We start from the raw sequence: 20,880 nt of genomic DNA on the forward strand, positions 1-20,880 counted from the left end.
AAGGCGGTCGGAACGGCACGGTAGCCACCGACCGTTGGTCGGTGGACACGTAAACGGAGAAAACCACGATGGCCTGGTTGTCGTTGTTGCTGTTCCTGCCCTGGTTCATCCTGCTGGGCACCGTGTACTGGCTGTTCCCGCGCCAGCCGCGCCACACCGCGCGGCGCCTGTTCGACGGCACCGCCTTGCTGCTCGCCTTCGTGCTGAGCATGCTCGCCATGTTGTGGGGCCACCACATCGGCGTGGTGCAGAGCGACGCCGGCCCGATCTGGCGACAGGTACTGGCGGTGCTGTATGCCTACGGCGCGTTCCTGGCGGTGATGGTGGCCGCAGTACTGCTGCGCGGGGGCTGGCTGGCCGCGCGTGCGACCAAAGCCGCATCGAAACCGGCCGGCGACACGGCCTAGAATCAGGCGTATACCGCCTGTTGCCAGGGATGAGCCGATGTCCTCCGACCCCAGCATCTACACCATCGACACCGCGTTCCAGCGCAACGATTTCGACGCCGCCTACCTGGTCGTCGAGAATGGCCGCGCAGCGTTCATCGATTGCGGCACCGGCCTGGCCGTGCCGGCCATGCTGGCCGCGCTCGAGCGCGCCGGCTGCACGCCGGAGCAGGTCGACTGGCTGGTGCTCACCCACGTTCACCTGGACCACGCCGGCGGTGCCGGCCTGCTGATGCAGCAGCTGCCCAACGCCACCCTGGTGGTGCACCCGCGCGGCGCCCCGCACATGGTCGACCCGACCCGGCTGCTTGCCGGTGCCACCGAGGTGTATGGCGCCGAAGAAATCGCGCGCAGTTACGGCCCGGTCCTGCCGGTGCCACCCGCCCGCATCGTCATTGCCGATGACGGCCACCGCGTCGACCTGGCAGGCCGCAGCCTGCTGTGCCTGGACACCCCTGGCCACGCCCGCCACCACCTGTGCGTGTGGGACGAGCACAGCCGCAGCCTGTTCACCGGCGACACCTTCGGCCTGTCCTACCGCGAACTCGACAGTGCACGCGGCGCCTTCATCATTCCCACCTCGTCGCCGGTGCAGTTCGACCCCGAGCCACTCAAGCAGTCCATCGCGCGACTGCTGGCCCTGCAACCGCAGGCGGTTTACCTGACCCACTACGGTCGCGTGGAAGGAATACCGGCGCTGGCCGCCGACCTGGTCGAGCAGATCGACGCCATGGTGGAGATCGGGCGGCAGTGCGACGAACGCCCCGACCGCCACCGCTGCCTGGTGGCCGCACTCACCGCGCTGTACCAGGAACGCGCGCAGGCGCATGGCTGCCCCCTCGACGACACTGCGGTGGCGCAGGTGCTGGCGATGGACATCGAACTCAATGCGCAGGGCCTGGCGTGCTGGCTGGACCGCGACCGGCGCTGACCGCGTCCACGTGGTGTGCAGGCGGCGTGCACGGTAACTGAAGTGTCACGTTACACTTCGGCCTTCCGTTTTTTTAACTGGTGTCTGCCGTGAATCCGATGCGCATGCTGCTGTTGTCGTCCTGTCTGTTCGTGGGCGGGCTGGCCCACGCGGCCAATGACCTGCCGGGCGGCGGCATCGACCCGGAAGCGTTGTCGCGGCACGTGCGGATCCTGGCCTCGGACGAGTTTGAAGGCCGCGCGCCGGCTTCGCCCGGCGAAGAACGCACCGTGCAGTACCTGATCGAGGAATTCCGCAAGTCCGGCCTGCAGCCCGGTGGCGTGGATGGCAGCTGGGTGCAGCCGGTGCCGATGGTGCGTGCCCAGGTGGACGGTCCGGTTAAAGCGCAGCTGCGCCAGAAGGGCAGGAGCCGTGCGTTGGAAAACGGCGTGGACGTCACCCTGCAGAGCCTGCGCCCGCAGGCGGCGGTGGACATCCGCAACGCCCCGCTGGTGTTCGTGGGCTATGGCATCGATGCCCCGGAGCGGCAGTGGAACGATTACAAGGACGTCGACCTGCACGGCAAGATCGCGGTGATGCTGATCAACGACGCCGACTTCGAAGCCGAGCGTCCGGGTGCCTTCGACGGCAAGGCGGTGACCTACTACGGCCGCTGGACCTACAAGTTCGAGGAAGCCGCGCGGCGCGGTGCGCAGGGCGTGCTGATCGTGCATGAAACCGCCCCGGCCGCGTATGGCTGGGCCACGGTGAAGAGCTCGGGCACCTCGCCGCTGTTCGACATCGAGCGCCCGCAGGCCCAGGCGCTGGCCCAGCACGTGCCGGTGCGCGGCTGGATGCAGCGGGCGCTGGCCGAGCAGCTGTTCCGCGACGCCGGGCTGGATTTCGACGCCGAGAAGCGCAGGGCCATGACCCCGGCGTTCCAGCCGGTGGTGCTGGGTGACGCCACGCTGTCGGCGCAGTTCAAGCTCAAGCGCGAGCAGGTGGTCACCCGCAACGTGGTGGCCAAGCTGCCCGGCGGCGCGCACGCCGACGAAGCGGTGATCTTCTCCGCTCACTGGGACGCGTTCGGCATCGGCCAGCCCGATGCCAAGGGCGACCGGATCCGCCGTGGTGCGATCGACAACGCCACCGGCGTGGCCACTGTGCTGGAACTGGGCCGGGTGTTCGCCGCCGGCCCACAGCCGCAGCGCACCCTGTACTTCGTGGCGCTCACCGCCGAAGAAAAGGGCCTGCTCGGCGCCAGTTACTACGCCGCACACCCGCTGGCGCCGCTGGACAAGACCGCTGCGGTGATCAACATCGAAATGTTCAGCCCCGACGGCGCCACCCGCGACATCGCCTCGTGGGGCAAGGGCCGGGTCTCGCTGGAAGGCGACCTGGAGCGCGTGGCCAAGGCCCGCGGCCGCAGCTACAGCCCGGACCCGAACCTGGAAGCGGGCTTCTTCTACCGCGCCGACCACTTCGCCTTCGCCCGCCTGGGCGTGCCGGCGATCACCATCGGCCCGGGCCTGGACAAGGTGGACGGTGGCGTTGAAGCCGGCAAGGCGCTGCGCGAGAAGTACTTCGCCGACTGCTACCACCAGGCCTGCGACGCCTGGACCCCGAGCTGGGACCCGGCCGGCCACGCCGCCGACACCCTGCTGGTCTACGACCTGGGCGCGGAGCTGGCCAACAGCCGCCGCTGGCCGCATTGGGAAGAGGGTTCGGAATTCCGCAAGGCACGGGAACAAAGCGAAGCGTCCCGCCGCTGATCCCCGCGTGGGTCACGACCAGAACGTCCGCGGGTAGATCACGACCGTTGGTCGTGATCCCCACGATCCCAAACGAAAAACGCCGGGCAATGCCCGGCGTTTTCTTTTCCCGGTCCGCGGCCTGTTCGCCGCTGCCCGGTTATTTCCGCGTGCCATCCAGATAGTTCGGGCCGTGGTTCTTCAGGAAGAACACATACACCACCAGCGACACCGCGATGATCGCCGTGACATAGATGGCGAAGTCGCCCACGCGGTCGGTCTTCAGCGCGCCCTGGTACAGCAGCGGTGCGGTACCACCGAACAGCGAGTTGGCCAGTGCGTAGCCGAAGCCCACGCCCAGCGCCCGCACATGGGTGGGGAACAGTTCGGCCTTCACCACCGCGTTGATCGAGGTATACCCGGTGAGGATCACAAAGCCCAGCGCCAGGGTCAGGAACGCGATCAGCGGATCGTGCTGGTTCGGCAGCTCGGTGACCAGATACCAGCTGTACAGCACACCGCCCACGCCGAAGAACACCAGCAGGCTCTTGCGGCCGACGATGTCCGACAGCCAGCCACCAATCGGCTGCAGCACCATCAGGAAGGTCAGCACGCCCAGGTTGATCAGCGTACCGGTCATCACGTCGGTGCCGGCGAACGCGCTCTGGATCATCTTCGGACCGTTCACCGAGTAGGTGTAGAAGGCCACGGTGCCACCGGCGGTGATCAGGAAGCACAGCAGCAGCGGGCGCCACTGGTTCACGATCAGCTCGTACATCGAGCCCGACGCCTTGGCGCGGCCTTCGCGCGCGGCTTCGATGGAGTCTTCGCCCAGCGACTCATCCATCGAGCGACGCAGCCAGAACACCACGATCGCGGCCAGGCCGCCGATACCGAACGCGATGCGCCAGCCCCACGCCGAGATTTCCGGCTTGTCCCAGAACAGCAGCATGGTGAACAGGGTCAGCTGTGCCAGCACGTGGCCACCCACCAGGGTGACGTAGTGGAACGAGGACAGGAAGCCGCGGCGACCCGGAATGGCCGCTTCGGACATGTACGTGGCACTGGTGCCGTACTCGCCACCGGTGGCGAAGCCCTGCAGCAGGCGTGCGAACAGCAGGATCAGCGCGGCCCAGCCACCGATGGTGTTGGCCGTGGGGGTCAGTGCGATCAGGAACGAACAGGCGGCCATCATGGAGACCGACACGGTCAGTGCCAGGCGACGGCCATAGCGGTCGGCGAAACGACCGAAGTACCAGGCGCCGATCGGGCGCATCAGGAAGGTGGCGGCGAAGATCGCCCAGACGTAGATGGTGGAGTTCTTGTCGGCGGCCGAGAAGAACTGCGACTCGAAGTACACCGCGAATACCGAGTAGACGTAGACGTCGTACCACTCGACCAGGTTGCCCGCCGACCCTTTGAGGGTATTGGAGATCGAGCGTTTGAGCGCGGCCTTGTCAGAGGCGGGCGCGGAAAGGGTGGGGGAAGTGCTCATGCTGGAAAACGGTCCTCACGGTGGAGCGGTGGTTCTGCGACTTTTACCTTACCCCACGTGCATGACCGGTGGGCATTGCACCATGTAACTAGTCCGGGCACGACAGCGTGCCACCACAGGGCATGCCGGGCCTGCCGCAAAGGCCTAGAATCGCCACTCCCCCCGCCCGCTGGTCCCGCATGGCCGCTACCCCCGCAACCCCGCAGGCCGCCCCCCGCAGCGGCCTGGTCGTCCTGGCCCTGCTGCTGGTGTACGTGGTGTGGGGGTCCACCTACCTAGGTATCCGCTTCGCCCTGGAGGGCGGTGCGCTGCCGTTGACGACCGTCTCCGGGGCCCGGTTCATCGTGGCCGGCAGCCTGATGTACGCCGTGCTGCGCTGGCGGGGCATGCCCGCGCCCACCGGCCACCAGTGGCGCAACCTGGGCATCATGGGCCTGACCATGCTGGTGCTGGGCAACGGCATGGTGGTGCTGGCCGAGCGCACTGTGTCCTCCGGCCTGGCGGCCACGGCGGTGGCCTCGGTGCCGCTGTGGATGGCCCTGTTCGGCGCCATGCGCGGCCAGCACGCCACCCGCGGTGAATGGCTGGGCATCGCCATCGGCTTCCTGGGCGTGGTCTGGCTCAACGCCGGCAGCAGCCTGACCGCGTCTCCGCAGGGCTTGATACTGCTGCTGATCGCGCCGATCGGCTGGGCCTTCGGCTCGGTCTGGGCGCGCGGCCTGGACCTGCCCAGCCCGTTCATGACCGCCGCCGGGCAGATGCTGTGCGGCGGGGTGATGCTGGTCGCACTCGGCCTTGCCACCGGCGAGCGGCCGACCAGCTGGCCCAGCATGGATGGCCTGCTGGCGGTGGCCTACCTGTGCGTGTTCGGCTCGATCGTGGCCTTCACCGCCTACGTGTGGCTGCTGCAGAACGTGCGCCCGGCGCTGGCCGCCAGCTACGCCTACGTCAATCCGGTGATCGCGGTGCTGCTGGGTGCGCTGATCGGGCATGAGCACTTCGGCCCGCGCGACCTGCTGGCCATGGGCGTGATCCTGGCCGGCGTGCTGGTGCTCACCCTGGCCCGGACCCGCGACAAGTGAGCACGCCCGAACGCACCCCGTTGCAGGAACAGCGCCGTGGCCTGGCCATCACCGCGTTCACCTTCACCCTGTGGGGGCTGGTGCCGGTGTACTGGCACCTGCTCAAGGCGGTCCCGTCGCAGCAGATCATCGCCCACCGCATCATCTGGAGCACCGTGCTGGTGGTGGCCTGGCTGCTGCTCAGCCATGGCACCGGCTGGTGGAAGCAGATCGCCGCGCAGCCGCGCGCGCTGCCCACCCTGGCCCTGAGCAGCATGGCCATCGCCTTCAACTGGGGCCTGTACATCTGGGCGATCAACGCCGGGCACGTGATCGAAACCAGCCTGGGCTACTTCATCAACCCGCTGGTCAGCGTGGTGCTGGGCGTGGTGGTGCTCAAGGAGCGCCTGCGCGGCCTGCAGTGGCTGGCGGTGGCCTGCGCGGCGCTGGGCGTGGCCTGGCTCACCATTGACGCCGGCACCCCGCCGTGGATTGCGCTGGGGCTGGCCTGCTCGTTCGGGCTGTACGGCCTGCTGCGCAAGATGATCTCGGTGGACCCGGTGGCCGGGCTGGGCATCGAGAGCCTGTACCTGTTCCTGCCCGCGATCGGCTTCGCGCTGTGGAGCGAGGCCGGCCACGGCGGCGGTTTCTTCGGCGGCTGGGGCTGGCGCAACGACCTGCTGCTGATCCTGGGCGGCGCGGTAACCGCCCTGCCATTGATCGGCTTTGCCTATGGCGTGAAGCGCATCCCGCTGTCGCTGGTGGGCATCCTGCAGTACATCGCCCCCAGTCTGGGCCTGCTGCTGGGCGTGTTCTTCTTCCGCGAACCGTTCGACAGCGCCAAGGCACTGGGCTTCGCCGCCATCTGGACCGGCCTGCTGCTGTTCATCGGCGACAGCCTGTGGCGCTCGCGGGGAACAACCCGGTAGAGCCACGCCTTGCGTGGCTGCACTACCCCGCGTGAATCCTGATCCTTCAGCCATGCACTGCGTGGCCCTGCCAGTTTCCGATTTTGTTCAAGGTCTTGCGCAACCCGCCCGCATAGCATCGCGCGCACCAGCCAATGAAGAATCAGAGGTGCATGATGCTGAAGCTGTCTGCGCGTTACATCTGTCCGCTCATCCTGATGATGACGCCGTCACTCCCCGCCTGGGCGCTGTGCTGCCCGGGCGATATCAAAGAACCTATGTCCGCCGGTAGCGGAATTGGCCAGGTTCAACCGCCAGAAACGGATGTGAGTCTTGATCGGCAGTGGGCCGTTCATACCTTCGAACGCGATGGAGTCGGCTACCTGCAGGTCAGTGAAAAGTCAGGGGACGTGCAGTTCATCATCGGGAAATCGGGAAGCTTCTACTGGGTGCTGCCCGCAGGGCCGAACGATACCAGCATCACCCTGCCTTCCGACCATGGCCAAACGGCCCCGATACATGCTCGGGAGGTGTACAGGCATCCAGAATTCAGACTGCTTGTGAGTGGCTGGGGTCGCACGGCTACCTGGTGGGTGGAAGACGCGTCCCAACAGCTAGCACATTGAAGGGTCAGCGAACGACATCCGGATACGGTTAGGGAAGCACTGGACGGTTCCGCCGTAGACTTGGGTACGCCCACTCAACCGACCAATGGCCATGGTGACAGTAGCCCTGGAAAGCCTGTGCCGAACATCTGCCGTGCCGATGGTCACCACGACGCCATGGGTGGTTCCATGGCGGCCGCACCTGGCGCGTATCCTCAGCTTTCCTCTTTCATGTTCCATAAGGAGGGAAACTGCCTCCGTCATTGCTCTATAAACGTTGAGCTGCAGGTCCAAGTCCAATCGGCAAGGGTCGCCCGACAAATGAAGTCTCTCCACTCTGGCCGTCTCCTCCCACGCATCGCAGAGTCCTCCAACTTGAAGCGCAAGATAGAGGCCGACATGTTCCATGCTGCTTGGATAAACCATGCTGGTCTGCGCCCGAAATTTACTTGAATGAACGGTCGCAACATGTAGAAGGCCTGATGCCATGTCGTGATATCCACGAACCTTCAGCCACTCGATGGTTTCGCTGAGAGCTGACTCAAGCCCGTCCCCAATCTTCCTAAGGTCCATCGCCCGATTGCGGAGCTCGCGTTCAACAACACTATGTGACGTGCGCGCATTCGAGATAACTTGCCGACTGGCGCTTGCATGGAAAGTGCATTGATGGAAGAAGTGCGTGATCCTCGAGCCAAGGGCAAGCAACGCTGTGCCTGACAAAGCTGCAACCAGCTGTATGTTGAAGGACTCCAGATCGAACGAATAAGGAAGGCCGGTAACCGGGGTGCCTATTCGGACGAAAAGATTCATCAAAGGCATTCCGATGGCTGCTCCCAACCAGCCTTGAAGACAAGTGAGTGCGATGACAGGCGCCGCCATCAGAAGTTGAGCAGTGGTTCTTTCGACCGAAGTGTGGGGCAGGAGGATCGAGACGAAGCCCAACGCCAACAGTGTGAGCAGGACGTACGCGGTACGTGAGTTTAGAAAGGAAAGCCAGTCTATCTCCAGTCGCTGCTTCCACAGCACCGCCAGTGGCACAACCGTCAGGATGGCAACGTAATCGCCAAGTACGCTTCTGAATGAAATAGCTACGATCCCGCCAGGCGGCGGCACAGGCCAGAAGAGATGGGCAATGAGAACCGTACCTGTCCCGATCAAAACTGCTGCAGCAGACGCGACTGACAGCAGCCATGTGTCCTTCTTTCGGGCGATCTGCCGCCGATGCAGGTAAACGACGCCGGCCGCAGTTGGAAACTGGAACGCCGAGGAGATCAGAACCCAAGACAGCCCGTAGTTTTCGATAAGGGGAAATCTCAGGTGACCGTAGTAGATGTACTCGCCCAGCAACAGGTACGGCCAAAAACGTACCGGCCAAAGGAGCAGGGATGCAATCCGCACCCCTGCAGGCAAGAAGAACTGATCCAATGAAACCTGTCGCGTCGCCCAGCACGTTACGGCGTACAGCGCAGCAATAAGCAGCCCTTCGCCAAGCGTTCGTGCACCTGATCCAAACCCGCCTGCAACCTTTTGTACCGACATCCATACCCTCCTTAGGTGGGTCGATGTCGCAAGTCGCCCGCGACGCACGCCCTTTCCGAGGGCGCGAAAATAGCGATGAGGTACGGCTGTAGCAATGAATATTCAGACTTTTCAGACAAAGACGAAACCGGTTGTCTGCTTCCGTTGAACTGCATCACACCGTGGGCATGATCTACGTTCCAGAATATGGCGTTAAAAACAGCCGTAGAGATGACGTATTGCGCACGCCGGTCATGGAATGCCCGTGGAACCCTCTCGAATGATGCATCCACCGCGTCGCCTTCCACCCGATTCCAACAGGCACCCCTTCAGCCCACATCTGGATCGGCCCGCTGATTTTGATCCGTGACAGCCCATGGCGGTCGCGGATACCCGGACGGCTCTGACATCCCGCAGCCACGCAGGGCGTGGCTCTACGCAGCTTGCGACCGACCTGGATTGGCGCCGCGCCCCGGACGTAGAGCCACGCCCTGCGTGGCTGCGCGGCATCCCACCATCCACGCATCATCCCGAATGATGCAATTCCCACACGCGCTTTCGCCCAGTTCCGATGTCTTTGCCTGGCGCAGGCTGCTCCACTCGATTGGCCCGCGCGTGCGGGTCTTGAGGGAGCACGAAATGAAGAACTTGGCGTGGTTGCTGCTGGCGGCGCTGCCGCTGCAGGGCATGGCGCAGGAGCGGATGGCAGATCCCATCGCGCGGCCCTGCTACTACTGTACCAACGACGAGATGTCCGAGCGTGCGAGGTCGCTGGGGGTGGGCGAACATTATGTTTACAACAGCGCAAGCCAGACCAATATCCAGGGCTTCAACGTAACCAATGTGGGCGGGGAGCTGGTGGCCACGCATTTCGTACCGCCGGCCTGGATTCGTACCCAGTACAACGCGATGATGAAGCTCTACCAGTCGTCCAGCGGCCGATTTGTCGACCAGTGGGGTACGGTGAACCTGCAGCCGCCGGGATCCCCGCATGTCTTCATGGAACAGATCCAGCGCGATACGGTGCTGTGGGGACACCACGTCAGCGACCTCTACCCCCGCCACCTGGAAGCGAGGGAAACCGTTCGCCGCATGCTGACGCGCGCACCGCGCTTCGACTTCCTGAAGGCAGACACCGAGCATGGCCGCATCCTGCGCTTCGAGTCGCAGCTGCAGGGTGGGTCACCGTTGATCTCACGGCTCAACATCCTCTTTTTCCTGGGGTGGGTCGAGTCATTCTTCGATTACGACACCCGACAGTGGGTGTACCTGCAGTCGAGTGATGGCCGTAACCTCATCCAGGAATCAGCGGATGATTTCGTGCGCCCGGACGGCAGCCCGCGTCGCCTGACCAATGACCGGGAATTCGATCCCTACTTCAGGCAGCGCGCCGTCTGGGCGGGCGTGGACGTGGTCGGGACACTGCCAGATCGATATCGGGATGCAACCTACCTGTGCAGTCGCACGGCAGGGAAAATCCAGTGCCTGCTTCAATCCGTGACCGTGCCCCCGGTGTGATGACATCGCCCTGCATCAGGTCTCCCGCAGGGCAGTGGTGATCGGCAGGCGCGCTGCGCGCAGGGCGGGGAACAACCCGCCCACCAGCCCGATCCCCAGCGCCCACTTCAACCCGCTCCAGAGCAGCTCGGGCGACACCTTGAACTGGAACACCACCTGGCTGAAGTTGCTGCCGATGGTGGAGACGCTGTAGCCATTGAAGATGGCCCAGGCCACCAGGCCGCCGAGCAGGCCGCCGATCAATGCCAGCAGCATGGTCTCGAGCATGATCGCGGTGACCACCGGCACGCCACGGAAGCCGATCGCGCGCATGGTGGCGATCTCGCGCGCACGGGTGGCAACCGCCGCGTACATGGTGTTGAGCGCACCGAACACCGCGCCCACCGCCATGATCGCGCCGATCACCGTGCCCAGCACCTTGATCAGCGTGTTGAGCCCGCCGCCCTGCTTGGCGTAGTAGGCCTTGGTGGTTTCCACGTCCAGCTTCAGCCGCGGATCGGCGGCGACGCCGGCTTTGAACTGCTTGAAGCCGGCTTCGCCGTCGGTGCGCACGCTGATCGACTGCCAGGCGCTGCGCTGGTAGGTGTTGGCCAGGGTCTCGGCGTCGGTCCACAACTCCGAATCATGCGCGTCGCCGGAGTTGAACACACCCACCACGGTCCACTGCTGGTTGCCCAGGGTGAGCGTCTTGCCCACCTCCAGCCCACGGAACTGGCTCTGGGCCCCCTTGCCGACCACGATCTCGCGCAGGCCCGGATTGAAGCGGCGGCCTTCGGTGATCTTCACCCTATCGTGCACTGCCCACGCCATCTCGCCCACGCCACGGAACTGCGCGTTGACGTCGGTACCGTCGCCCTTGGAGACCAGGTTCACCACCTGTGACAGCTCCGGCGAAATCATCGGCTTGCCCTGCGCGTCGCGGGCCACGCCCGGCAGCGTGGACAGCAGCGGCACCTGGTCGCGGGTGATCACCGAATTGGTCTCGGCCTGCGAGCCGCCGCGCAGCACGATGGCCGTGGTGTCATCGCCGGTGCTGTTGAGCGTGGCCTGGAAGCCCTGGCCCATCGCCAGCATTGCTACCAGCACGCCGACCACGCCGGCAATGCCAACCACCACCACCGAGGACGCACCCCAGCGCTGCGGCAGGCTGGCCACGCCGATGCGGGTGGCGGCCAGCGCCAGCCGCCCGCTGCGGGTAAACAGCAGCCACAGCACCACGCCCACCACCACCGCCAGCACGCCCTGCCACGGCAGCGCGATCCACACCGCCAGCGCGACCGCCAGCAGCAGCACCGACAGCAGATTTCCCACCCATTGCTTCTTCATGTCGGTTCTCCTCAGCGGCCCGCAAGGGCATCGACGATCTTCAACCGCTTGGCGCGCAGCGCCGGCAGCAGGCCCACCACCACCCCGATCAGCAGGATCAGTGCCACGCCCATTGCCCAAGTCGGGGTCGGGACATGCGGCGGCAGCAGCCCCTGCGTCTTCGGCGACAGCACCGGCAGGATGCTGGCGGCCAGGCCCATGCCGATCGCGCCGCCCAGCCCGATCAGTAGCACCGCCTCGATCATCACCAGCACCAGCACCGTGCTGTCCTTGAAGCCCAGCGTCTTCAGCGTGGCCAGTTCCGGAACGCGCTCGCGCACCGCCTGGGCCATGGTGTTGCCGGTCAGCAGCAGCAGGGTGAAGAACACCGCGCCCATGATCGAGGTGACGATCAGCCCGATGTCGGCGAACTGCTTGACGAAGGCCTGCTGGAACGCCGATTCGGTCTGGGTCTTGGTTTCATGGTCGGAGTTGGCCGAGATCGCATCGATGGCCTGGGCCACGCGCGAGGCATGGTCCGGGTTGTCCAGGGTCACGGTGAACCAGCTCACCTGGTTCTTGATGTAATCGTTGGACTCGTCGAAGTACTTCCAGTTCATCATCAGCTGCCGCTCTTCATTGGCGGCCAGCGTGCGGTCCTTGGAACGGAAGATGCCCACCAGCTGCAACGGCCAGTCGTTGCTGCCGCCGCGCGGGAAGATGGTGGCCTGCAGCGGGATGGTGTCGCCGATCTTCCAGCCGAACTCCTTTGCCAGGGTCTCGCCGACCACCGCGCCGGTGCGGGTGTCCTGGAACGCCTTGAGCTGCTCGGGCGGAAGCTGCAGTTCGCGGTAGACCTCGAAGTAGTTCGGCGCCACCGAGAAGTTGGCGAAGAAGTTCTTCGGGTCCTGGTAGATGCCGCCGAACCACATGCCCGAGGTGACGTCCTTGACCCCGGGAACCTGCCGTACCTGCGGTTCCAGGCGGATCGGCAGGGACTGGGTGATGGACAGGCGCGAGGCCACGATCAGCCGGTTGGCGCCTTCCACGCTGCCGCCGGAACTGAAGGCCACGCGCACCGAGTCGAGCATGCCAAACAGCAGGAACGCGGCCACCACTGAAAGCAGGGTCAGCAGGGTCCGCGTCTTGCTGCGGAACAGCTGCGCCCAGATGAGCGAGAAATACTTCATCGCAGTGACCTCCGTCAGTGGGCCGCGGGTGCGGCAGCCAGCTCGCCCTTGTCCAGGTGCACCGTATGGGTGGCGTACTCGGCGGCCTTCGGGTCGTGGGTGACCATGATGATGGTCTTGCCGTGCTCGCGGTTGAGCTGCTGCAGCAGCAACAGGATCTCCTCGGCCGAAGCGCGGTCGAGGTCGCCGGTGGGCTCGTCGCAGATCAGGAAGGTCGGGTCGGAGACGATGGCGCGGGCGATCGCCACGCGCTGCTGCTGGCCGCCGGACAGCTCATTGGGGCGGTGGCTGCGGCGGTCGGCCAGGCCGACCAGGGTCAACGCGATCTCGGCATTGCGCTTGCGCTGCGCCGCGCCCAGGTGGGTGAGCAGCAGCGGCAGTTCCACGTTCTTCTGCGCGGTGAGCATCGGCATCAGGTTGTAGAACTGGAACACGAAGCCCACGTGGTGGCTGCGCCAGGTGGAGAGCTGGCCGCCGGACATGCGGTCGATGCGCTCGCCCTCGATCTCGATCTCGCCACCGGTCGGGGTGTCCAAGCCGCCGATCAGGTTGAGCAGGGTGGTCTTGCCCGAGCCGGACGGGCCCATCAGCGCAACGAAGTCGCCCTTCTGGATGTCCAGGTCGATGCCGTGCAGCACCTGCACCTTCTCGGGACCGCGCTGGTAGGACTTGGTGATGTTGCGGAGCGAAACCAGGGTGGACATGGGTGGTTCTCCGTGAATCGTTGGAAGAAGAAACCATGCAGGCAGCCGCGCGCATGCGCGCCGGGCCGGCACGGGAATCGCACACCTTCGGTTCGCGACCGGGTCGCGCTACCGCCTTGCTTATTGCGACTGCTTTTCCACCACCGCGCTGCCATCGCGCAGTTCCGGTGGCGGGTTGCTTACCACCTGCTGGCCGGCGCTGAGGCCGGCGGTGACCTGGCGGTCGTTGTTGAGCGCCACGCCTACCGTGACCGGTACCTGCTGCACGCGCTGGTCATCGCCCACCACGAACGCCACCGTCTTCTGCTCGCGCTCGACCAGTGCCGAGGCCGGCACGCGCACGCCCTTCGGCGCGGCGGCCTGGGCCGGTGCGGCCGATTCCAGGAAGCTCACCCGCACGCCCATTTCCGGCACGATGCGCGGGTCTTTCACCTTCAGTGCCACGCGCACCTTGACCGTGGCCTTGCCGCGGTCGGCGGTGGGAACGATCGCGATCACCTCGGCCGGGATCTTCCACTCCGGGTACGCGTTGAGCGTGGCTTCCACCGGCATCTTCGGCTGCACGCGGCCAATGAAGGCTTCGCCGACTTCCACTTCGATCTCCAGCGAGTCCATGTCGACGATGGTGCCGATACCGGTGCGGGTGAAGCCGCCGCCGGCCGACAGCGGCGACACGATCTCGCCCGGCTGTGCCGCCTTGGCGGTGACCACGCCGGAGAACGGCGCGCGTACCACGTTGTTGTCCACGCCCAGGTCGGCAATCGCCAGCGAGTCGCTGGCGACCTTGGTATTGCGCTGGGCGGTGCGCAGCTGTGCGCGCAGGCTGTCGCGCTGGGCCATGGCCAGGTCGAACTGCGAGCGCGAAACCAGCTGCTGGTCCACCAGTTTCTGCAGGCGCCCGGCTTCGGCATCGGCCTGGGCCACCTGGGCCTGCAGGCCGGCCAGCTGGCTGCGCGCGGCTTCCAGCTGCGACGCCGACAGGCTGCGCTGGGCGTTGGCATCGATCGGGTCCAGGGTCGCCATGACCTGGCCTTCTTCCACCCGCATGCCTTCTTCGATCATCACCTCGCGCACCTTGCCGGTGATCTTGGCCGACACCGTGGCCATGCGCCGGGCCACCACATAGCCGCTGGCGTCGAGCACCGAGCTGCTGGCGGTGCCCTGCTGGATCGCCACCACCGGCGCGGTGGTCACCTCGATGGGCCGTTCGCGACCGAACACGAACCAGGCGACAGCGCCCAGAAGCAGCAGGACCACGAGGGCCAGCACGATCCACAGGCCACGGCGTGGCGACGAAGGCGGCGGGGCCGATCCCTTCCTGCGGTCGATGCGGAGTTCCTTGAGCAGTTCAGCGGATGCGTTCATCGTGAGTCTGGACGTGGAATCGGGCCGAGTGTGACCGCAACCATGGTTGCGGGCAAACCGGCGGGGTGCCGGGTGGGGCACAGCATGCCCGCCAGGTGGGGGCTGTGGCAGTGACAGCTGTCATCCAATCCAGGTGATCCAGCCCACTGCCCGGGCCATTCCCAACAAGGCATCGTAGAGCCACGCCCTGCGTGGCTGCGCGGTCCCCAGGCCCAGCGTGATCCACGCACCGCGCAGCCACGCAGGGCGTGGCTCTACCCCACTGGAAGCTGCCATGATCGCGCCTCGACCCTCGTCCGACCGGGAACCCACCATGTTGCCCCGCTGGCTTGCCTCCCTGCTTCGCCCCGCGCCGGATTCGGCCGTGGCCGACAACCTGCGGCGGGGAAAGCCCGCCTGGTCCGACGCGGTGCACCTGTTGTGGACCGGCTGGGTCTTCCTCACCCCGATGTTCGGCGGTGGCTTCACCCTGCTCTGGCTGTGGCTCACCCTGCTGACCTACCCGGTATTCCTGGCCCTGTACGCCCGCCAGCTGCTGTCGCCGCGCCGGCATGCGCCGCGCTACGCGATGGCGATGGTGGCCATGGGCCTGGCGCTGCTGCCGTGGTACCCGTCGGGCATCAGCTACTTCATCTTCGGCTGCGTCACGCTACGGGTGTGCCGTACCGGCAGCGCGTGGCGCTACCTGGCGCAGCTGGCCGCGCTGAACGCGGCGTTCGTGGCCATCGCGCTGTGGGTGGGCTATCACTGGCAGCTGGTGGTGTGGATTCCGTCGATGGCGTTCATCATCGGCGTCATCATCAATGTGGAAAGTACCAACAAGGACCGCGATGCGGCCCTGCAGCTGTCGCAGGACGAAGTGCGCCGGTTGGCCGCGACCGCCGAGCGTGAGCGCATCGGCCGCGACCTGCATGACCTGCTCGGCCACACCCTGTCGATGATCACCCTGAAGCTGGAGCTGTCGCGAAAGCTGTTCGACCGCGACCCCGAGCGCGCCCGGCTGGAGATCACCGAAGCCGAGGCCGTGGCCCGGCAGGCGCTGGCCGAAGTACGCAGCGCGGTCACCGGCATCCGCGCCAGCGACCTGGCCGCCGAACTGGCGGCAGCGCGGTTGCTGCTGGAATGCCAGCACGTGCACCTGCACTACAGTGCGCCGCCGCCGATGCCGGTGGAGGTCGAACGAGGGCTGGCGCTGGTGCTGCGCGAGGCGGTCACCAACATCGCGCGGCATGCCGATGCGCGGCAGGCCTGGGTCTCGTTCGCGCAGGAAGGGCGCACGCTGTCGCTGCAGGTCCGCGATGACGGCCGGGGCGGCGTGCAGGTGGACGGCAATGGGCTGGCCGGCATGCGCGAACGCGTGGCGGCGCTGCGCGGCACGCTGCGGCTGCAGTCCACGCGCGGGGAGGGCACCACGGTGGCCGTGCAGGTGCCGCTGCCTGCGGCGACCACGTCCACGTCGGTGCAGCAGGAGCCGGCCCCGACGAAAGCGCCTGAGGCGAGCGTCACGCCGACCACGACCGTGGCAGCCGGTGCCGATCTGCCCGCGCAGGTACTCGGTGAGGCAACGCCATGATCCGTATCGTGCTGGCCGAAGACCAGGCCATGGTGCGCGGCGCGCTGTCGGCGCTGCTCGGGCTGGAGCCGGACATCGAGGTGCTGGGTGCGGCCGCCGACGGCGAGGCGGCGTGGCGCATGCTGCAGCAGCTGCAGCCGGACATCCTGGTCACCGACATTGAAATGCCGGGATTGTCAGGCCTGGAGCTGGCGCAGCGGATCGCGCGGCAGGAATTGCCGATCAAGGTAGTGATCGTCACCACCTTCGCACGCTCGGGCTTCCTGCGCCGCGCGCTGGATGCCGGCGTGTGTGGCTACCTGCTCAAGGACGCACCGGCCGAAAAGCTGGCCGACGCACTGCGCCAGGTGCAGCACGGTGGCCGCGCCATCGACCCGCAGCTGGCGCTGGATGCATGGTCGCAGGCCGACCCGCTCAACGACCGCGAACGCCAAGTGCTGCGGCTGTCGGGCGACGGTCGCTCGGCCAGTGAAATCGCCACCCAGCTGGGCCTGTCACACGGCACCGTGCGCAATTACCTTTCCGAATGCATCGGCAAGCTCGGCGTCGCCAACCGCATCGAGGCCTATCGCCTGGCCCGACAGAAAGGATGGTTGTAGCCACCAACGGTGGCGACAACCATCCGGTAGCACACGACCGTTGGTCGTGTGACTTTTCAACGGTCTGTCCTGCCCCTCGCCATCGCCTGGAACACCCCGTCCCTGCGCACCCACAGGTGGAACAGCGCCGCACTCAGGTGCAGTACCACCGTGGCGAACAACGCATACGCCAGCACGCTGTGCGCGCCGCGCAGCGCCGCATATAGCGCCACGTCATGCGGCAGGATCGGCGGCAGCAGCACGCCCTTCCACATCTGGATCGGGTATCCACCGGCCGACAGCATCGCCCAGCCCACCAGCGGCATCGCCAGCATCAACCCGTACAGCACCCAATGCGACGCGTGCGCTGCGAACACCTGCCACGCCGGCAGGTCGGCCGGCAGCGGCGGCGGCCGGTGCCGCAGCCGGTTCACCAGCCGCACCACCGCCAGCAGCAGGATCGCAATCCCCAGCGGCCGGTGCAGGTCCACCAGCATCGGCCGCCAGTGCAGCGACGCCACCATGGTCACGCCCACGAACAGCATGGTCAGGATCAGCGCCGCCATCAGCCAGTGCAGGACGCGCGCGGTGAGATTGAAGTGGCCGGCCTCGCGGTTCATCGCGCCTTCTCCTGGCCGCCGCCGCGGGTCTTGCCGCCGGCAAGCTCGCGCTCGCGGCGGTTGAACGATTCGGAATACACCGCCGAGCGTGCCGCCAGGATCGGGTCATCGGTACCGGCGATGCCACTGGGCAGGATCAGCGGATCGAAGTTCACGTTGTTGCAGGCGCCGCCGGCCTGCGGCTGCATCGCGGTGAGGCTGAGCGTGCCGGCCTTCACCCGGCGCCGGTCGTCGGGCCAGGCAATGGAGGGGTCGCTGATGTCATCGCCATCGCCGGCCAGCGTCACCCACATGTCCCAGCGCACCGGCCCCTGCGCCAGCCGCTGCGCGAATTCGTCGGCCAGGTAATCCAGCCCGGCCTGCGCGCGCTGTTCGGGACTCATTGCTTCGAATGCGGCCTGCGGGCGCATGCTCCAGCGCACTGCGTGTTCGTTGCCATCGGCGGCGGTGAAGCGGAAGCTGTTCACCCCGTTGTAGTCGGTATTGGCCCAGCTGGTCGACCACGGCGCGCTCTTGGCCCATTCGCCGAACGCACGCGCGGACGGGTACTTCGCGGCGATGGCCGCCATCTTCGCCGGGTCCGGCTTGCCGGTGGCCGGGTCGGGAATGCCGGCGCGGGTCTGTTCCAGGAACGCCTCGGTGGTGGGCACGGCGAAGAACGGGAAGCTGTTCATCGCCATGCGCCATTCCTGGCCGTCGTCGGTCACCAGCTGCAGCGCCATGCTGCGGACCCGCGCGCTGGCGTCTGCACCATGCGGGTCGCCGCCGCCGATCGACAGCCGGCCCAGCGCCGGCACCTGCTGCTGGCGGAACACTCGCGCCGAACTCAGCGCGGCGCCGTCCGGCGAGCCCTGGAAAGTGCCGCTGACGCAGACGCCCTTGCTGTGCGCGCGGCGGAAGCCGGGATGATTGGCGCCGGTGGCTTCAATGGTGTCGGTAAAGGCCTGCGCGGTAGCGCGGTCGCGGCCCAGCCAGCCGGCCAGCCAGGCGAACGCCAGCACGATCACACCGGCGATCAGCGCGATCAGCGCGATCCACAGCAGCGGCGAATGGGGCGGGCGCGGGGCATCCGGCTCGCGGCCGGCGCGGGTGTAGCGGAAGAGCGACATGGGCCGTTACCTGCCTTCTCGAACGTGAGCGGGGTGGGTGGGGCCCATGGTCGCAGAACCCCCGCCACGCCGATATTCACATTTTCGACAAGATTCGCCCGATCAGGCGTAGCGCCCCTTCAACATCGTCCACGCCGACCGCAACGCCAGCGCCTCGCCACCGGCCGGGCGGCCCGGGCGTTCGCCATCGTTCCACGCATACACGTCCAGGTGCGCCCACACCTGGCCTTCGCCGATGAAGCGTTCCAGGTACAGCGCCGCGGTGACCGAGCCGGCCATGCGCGAACCGGCGTTGGCCAGGTCGGCAATGCCGCTGTGCAGGTAGCGCAGGTACGGGCGCCACAACGGCATGCGCCAGACCGGGTCACGGGTGCTCTCACCGGCCTGCAGCCACTGCTGGGCCAGCGTGTCGTTGTTGCTGAACAGCGCCGGCAGGTCCGGGCCCAGCGCGATCCGCGCCGCACCGGTCAGGGTGGCGAAGTCGAGCACGATCTCCGGGCTCTGCTCGCTGGCGTAGGTCAGCGCGTCGCACAGCACCAGGCGGCCTTCGGCGTCGGTGTTGTCGATCTCGATGCTCAGGCCCTTGCGGGTGGCGATGACTTCGCCCGGGCGGAACGCGTCCGGCCCGATCGCGTTTTCCACCGCCGCGATCAGCAGGGTCAGCTGCACCGGCAGGTCCTGCGCCATCACCAACCCGGCCAGGGCCAGCGCATGCGCGGCGCCGCCCATGTCCTTCTTCATGTTGCGCATGCCGTCGGCCGGCTTGATGTCCAGCCCGCCGGTGTCGAAGCACACGCCCTTGCCCACCAGCGCCACGTGCGGGCGACCGGCCTGGCCCCAACGCAGCGCGATCAGGCGCGGCGCACGGTGCGAAGCGCGGCCCACGGCGTGGATGGCCGGGAAGTTCTGCTCCAGCAGCGCATCGCCGGTGATCACCTCGACCTGCGCACCGTGCGCGGCGGCCAGTTCACGCGCGGCGTCTTCCAGCTGCTGCGGGCCCATGTCTTCGGTGGGCGTGTTGACCCAGTCGCGCACGCGCAGGCTGGCGGTGATCACATCGCGCACTTCGGGTGCCGGGGTTGCCAGCAGCTGCGCCGGGGCGCGGTTGGGCTTGCGGTAGCGCGCGAAGCGGTAGCTGCCCAGGCCCCAGCCCAGGTGCAGCAGGGTTTCGATCTCGCCGGGCAGCGCGTCGGCCAGCTGCCAGACCGTGCCTTCCGGCAGCGCGAACGGCGCATGCGCATAGGCATACGCATCGCCCGGGTCGCCCACGCCGACGATCGCGCCGGCCAGGCCGTGCGGGCCCGGCAGCAGCACCACGCTGCCACCGCTGCCGTTGAAATGCTGCGCGTCCAGCCAGGCAACCAGCGTCGCGTCCTGCTGCGCCCGCCATGCCGCGAACTGCTCGCGCTCCATGACATGCAGCGGCAGGGCCTTGGCCGAATCGGTGGTGAAGCCGGTGATCTGGGTCATGCGGGGTCGTGCTCCGTTCGTGGACGGGCGTGCTGCGCCGATGCGTTCGCATCGAGCCAGTCGGCCAGTCCGGTCAGGGTGTCGAACTGCAGGTCGGGCTGCAGCGAAGGATGGTGCCAGGTGTGTTCGACGCGGTTGATCCAGCAGCCGCGCAGGCCGGCCTGCATCGCGCCGACCACGTCCATCTCGACGTGGTCGCCCACGTGCAGCACCTGCGCCGGGGGCACGCCCAGGCGGTCGCAGGCGGCGTGGAAGATGCTGGCGGCCGGCTTGGCCGCGCCGTGCTCGCGCGAGCCGAGCTGGAATACGAAGTGGTGGTCCAGGCCGATGCGGACGAGGTCGGCATTGCCGTTGCTGAGCGCGGCCACCGGCACCCGCGCGGCGATGCGGGCTAGCGCCTCGATCGCATCGGGGTAGCACTCCACCTGGTTGCGCGCGGCGTAGAACGCCTCGTAAGCCGGTTCCAGCAGGGCCAGGTCGGCGCCGCTGTTTTCCAGCGCTTCGCGCAGGGTCAACCGGCGCAGCGCGCTCAGGTCGTAGTGCAGGTGCGGGTTGTCGCGGAAGGAGCGCTCGCGCAGCTCACGCATCGCCGCCACCGGATACATCGCGGCGGTGGCGGGGCTGTGCTGGAGCATCCACTCGTGCAACACCTGGTCGATGCGGGCGCCGATGGGGGCGAACGGCCACAGGGTGTCGTCGAGGTCGAGGGTGATGGCTTGGACGGGAAAATTCACCCGGTCATTCTACGCCTGTG

19 protein-coding genes are annotated in these 20,880 nt (G+C 66.9%); 9 read left to right on the forward strand and 10 right to left on the reverse strand.

Translation table 11 applies throughout. The features are described 5' to 3' along the window. The first annotated feature begins 68 nt into the window (after window positions 1–68). The 3 genes from FSZ13_RS14925 (at window position 69) to FSZ13_RS14935 (ending at window position 3,128) form a co-directional block, all read left to right on the forward strand. Window positions 69–407 (forward strand): hypothetical protein, encoded by a 339-nt coding sequence (locus FSZ13_RS14925; RefSeq protein ID WP_145481043.1) that lies wholly within the window; start codon window positions 69–71, stop codon window positions 405–407. A 37-nt stretch (window positions 408–444) separates the two neighbouring features. After that, the gene (locus tag FSZ13_RS14930; RefSeq protein ID WP_145481045.1) at window positions 445–1,377 is read left to right on the forward strand and encodes an MBL fold metallo-hydrolase; all 933 of its coding nucleotides are present in this window, start codon (window positions 445–447) and stop codon (window positions 1,375–1,377) included. A gap of 98 nt (window positions 1,378–1,475) precedes the next feature. Then, complete coding sequence (locus FSZ13_RS14935) at window positions 1,476–3,128, forward strand: M28 family metallopeptidase (protein ID WP_145481201.1); 1,653 nt, start codon at window positions 1,476–1,478, stop codon at window positions 3,126–3,128. Window positions 3,129–3,267: 139 nt separating this feature from the next. Here the strand turns inward: FSZ13_RS14935 and FSZ13_RS14940 are convergent, their stop codons facing one another. Next, on the reverse strand, window positions 3,268–4,602 hold the full coding sequence (locus FSZ13_RS14940) for an MFS transporter (RefSeq protein ID WP_145481047.1): 1,335 nt from the start codon (window positions 4,600–4,602) through the stop codon (window positions 3,268–3,270). Between the two features lie 179 nt (window positions 4,603–4,781). Here FSZ13_RS14940 and yedA point away from each other — a divergent pair, with 179 nt between their 5' ends. The 3 genes from yedA (at window position 4,782) to FSZ13_RS14955 (ending at window position 7,197) form a co-directional block, all read left to right on the forward strand. Next, window positions 4,782–5,684 carry a drug/metabolite exporter YedA gene (gene yedA, locus FSZ13_RS14945; protein WP_145481049.1) on the forward strand — a complete coding sequence of 301 codons (903 nt, stop codon included), beginning with the start codon at window positions 4,782–4,784 and terminating at the stop codon, window positions 5,682–5,684. Next, window positions 5,681–6,592 carry an EamA family transporter RarD gene (rarD, locus tag FSZ13_RS14950; RefSeq protein ID WP_260844194.1) on the forward strand — a complete coding sequence of 304 codons (912 nt, stop codon included), beginning with the start codon at window positions 5,681–5,683 and terminating at the stop codon, window positions 6,590–6,592. The genes yedA and rarD overlap by 4 nt, the downstream gene beginning before the upstream one ends. 152 nt (window positions 6,593–6,744) lie before the next feature. Beyond that, complete coding sequence (locus tag FSZ13_RS14955) at window positions 6,745–7,197, forward strand: hypothetical protein (RefSeq protein WP_145481051.1); 453 nt, start codon at window positions 6,745–6,747, stop codon at window positions 7,195–7,197. On the opposite strand, the gene FSZ13_RS14960 is transcribed toward FSZ13_RS14955, so the two are convergent. Beyond that, complete coding sequence (locus FSZ13_RS14960; RefSeq protein ID WP_145481052.1) at window positions 7,186–8,715, reverse strand: MASE1 domain-containing protein; 1,530 nt, start codon at window positions 8,713–8,715, stop codon at window positions 7,186–7,188. The two genes, FSZ13_RS14955 and FSZ13_RS14960, sit on opposite strands and share 12 nt — an antisense overlap. Window positions 8,716–9,333: 618 nt before the next feature. Here FSZ13_RS14960 and FSZ13_RS14965 point away from each other — a divergent pair. Next, window positions 9,334–10,212, forward strand: a complete 879-nt coding sequence (locus FSZ13_RS14965; RefSeq protein WP_145481054.1) for a hypothetical protein — start codon at window positions 9,334–9,336, stop codon at window positions 10,210–10,212. 15 nt (window positions 10,213–10,227) lie between these two features. Here FSZ13_RS14965 and FSZ13_RS14970 read toward each other — a convergent pair whose 3' ends face one another. From FSZ13_RS14970 to FSZ13_RS14985, 4 genes are all read right to left on the reverse strand, one after another. After that, on the reverse strand, window positions 10,228–11,538 hold the full coding sequence (locus FSZ13_RS14970; protein ID WP_145481056.1) for an ABC transporter permease: 1,311 nt from the start codon (window positions 11,536–11,538) through the stop codon (window positions 10,228–10,230). A gap of 11 nt (window positions 11,539–11,549) precedes the next feature. After that, entirely contained in the window at window positions 11,550–12,707 is a 1,158-nt protein-coding gene (locus FSZ13_RS14975; RefSeq protein WP_145481058.1) for an ABC transporter permease, read from the reverse strand. 14 nt (window positions 12,708–12,721) lie between these two features. Then, window positions 12,722–13,411 (reverse strand): ABC transporter ATP-binding protein, encoded by a 690-nt coding sequence (locus FSZ13_RS14980; RefSeq protein WP_145481060.1) that lies wholly within the window; start codon window positions 13,409–13,411, stop codon window positions 12,722–12,724. Between the two features lie 120 nt (window positions 13,412–13,531). Further along, window positions 13,532–14,776, reverse strand: a complete 1,245-nt coding sequence (locus tag FSZ13_RS14985; RefSeq protein ID WP_145481062.1) for an efflux RND transporter periplasmic adaptor subunit — start codon at window positions 14,774–14,776, stop codon at window positions 13,532–13,534. A gap of 313 nt (window positions 14,777–15,089) precedes the next feature. On the opposite strand from FSZ13_RS14985, the gene FSZ13_RS14990 reads away from it, so the two are divergent. Continuing rightward, the gene (locus tag FSZ13_RS14990) at window positions 15,090–16,349 is read left to right on the forward strand and encodes a sensor histidine kinase (protein WP_145481064.1); all 1,260 of its coding nucleotides are present in this window, start codon (window positions 15,090–15,092) and stop codon (window positions 16,347–16,349) included. Beyond that, window positions 16,346–16,948 carry a response regulator transcription factor gene (locus FSZ13_RS14995; protein WP_145481066.1) on the forward strand — a complete coding sequence of 201 codons (603 nt, stop codon included), beginning with the start codon at window positions 16,346–16,348 and terminating at the stop codon, window positions 16,946–16,948. The genes FSZ13_RS14990 and FSZ13_RS14995 overlap by 4 nt, the downstream gene beginning before the upstream one ends. Before the next feature lie 56 nt (window positions 16,949–17,004). On the opposite strand, the gene FSZ13_RS15000 is transcribed toward FSZ13_RS14995, so the two are convergent. The 4 genes from FSZ13_RS15000 to FSZ13_RS15015 all read right to left on the reverse strand — a co-directional run bounded on the left by FSZ13_RS15000 (window position 17,005) and on the right by FSZ13_RS15015 (window position 20,860). Beyond that, window positions 17,005–17,547, reverse strand: coding sequence for a cytochrome b (locus tag FSZ13_RS15000; RefSeq protein ID WP_145481068.1), 543 nt, complete (start codon window positions 17,545–17,547; stop codon window positions 17,005–17,007). Next, window positions 17,544–18,656, reverse strand: a complete 1,113-nt coding sequence (locus FSZ13_RS15005) for a catalase family peroxidase (RefSeq protein WP_145481070.1) — start codon at window positions 18,654–18,656, stop codon at window positions 17,544–17,546. Before FSZ13_RS15005 ends, FSZ13_RS15000 begins: the two co-directional genes overlap by 4 nt. A 102-nt stretch (window positions 18,657–18,758) precedes the next feature. Beyond that, window positions 18,759–20,126, reverse strand: coding sequence for a leucyl aminopeptidase family protein (locus tag FSZ13_RS15010; protein ID WP_145481072.1), 1,368 nt, complete (start codon window positions 20,124–20,126; stop codon window positions 18,759–18,761). After that, window positions 20,123–20,860 (reverse strand): HAD family hydrolase, encoded by a 738-nt coding sequence (locus FSZ13_RS15015; protein WP_145481074.1) that lies wholly within the window; start codon window positions 20,858–20,860, stop codon window positions 20,123–20,125. Before FSZ13_RS15015 ends, FSZ13_RS15010 begins: the two co-directional genes overlap by 4 nt. Window positions 20,861–20,880: the final 20 nt, after the last annotated feature.

This window comes from Stenotrophomonas rhizophila, assembly GCF_007667275.1.
Classification (GTDB): Bacteria; Pseudomonadota; Gammaproteobacteria; order Xanthomonadales; family Xanthomonadaceae; genus Stenotrophomonas; species Stenotrophomonas maltophilia_AE.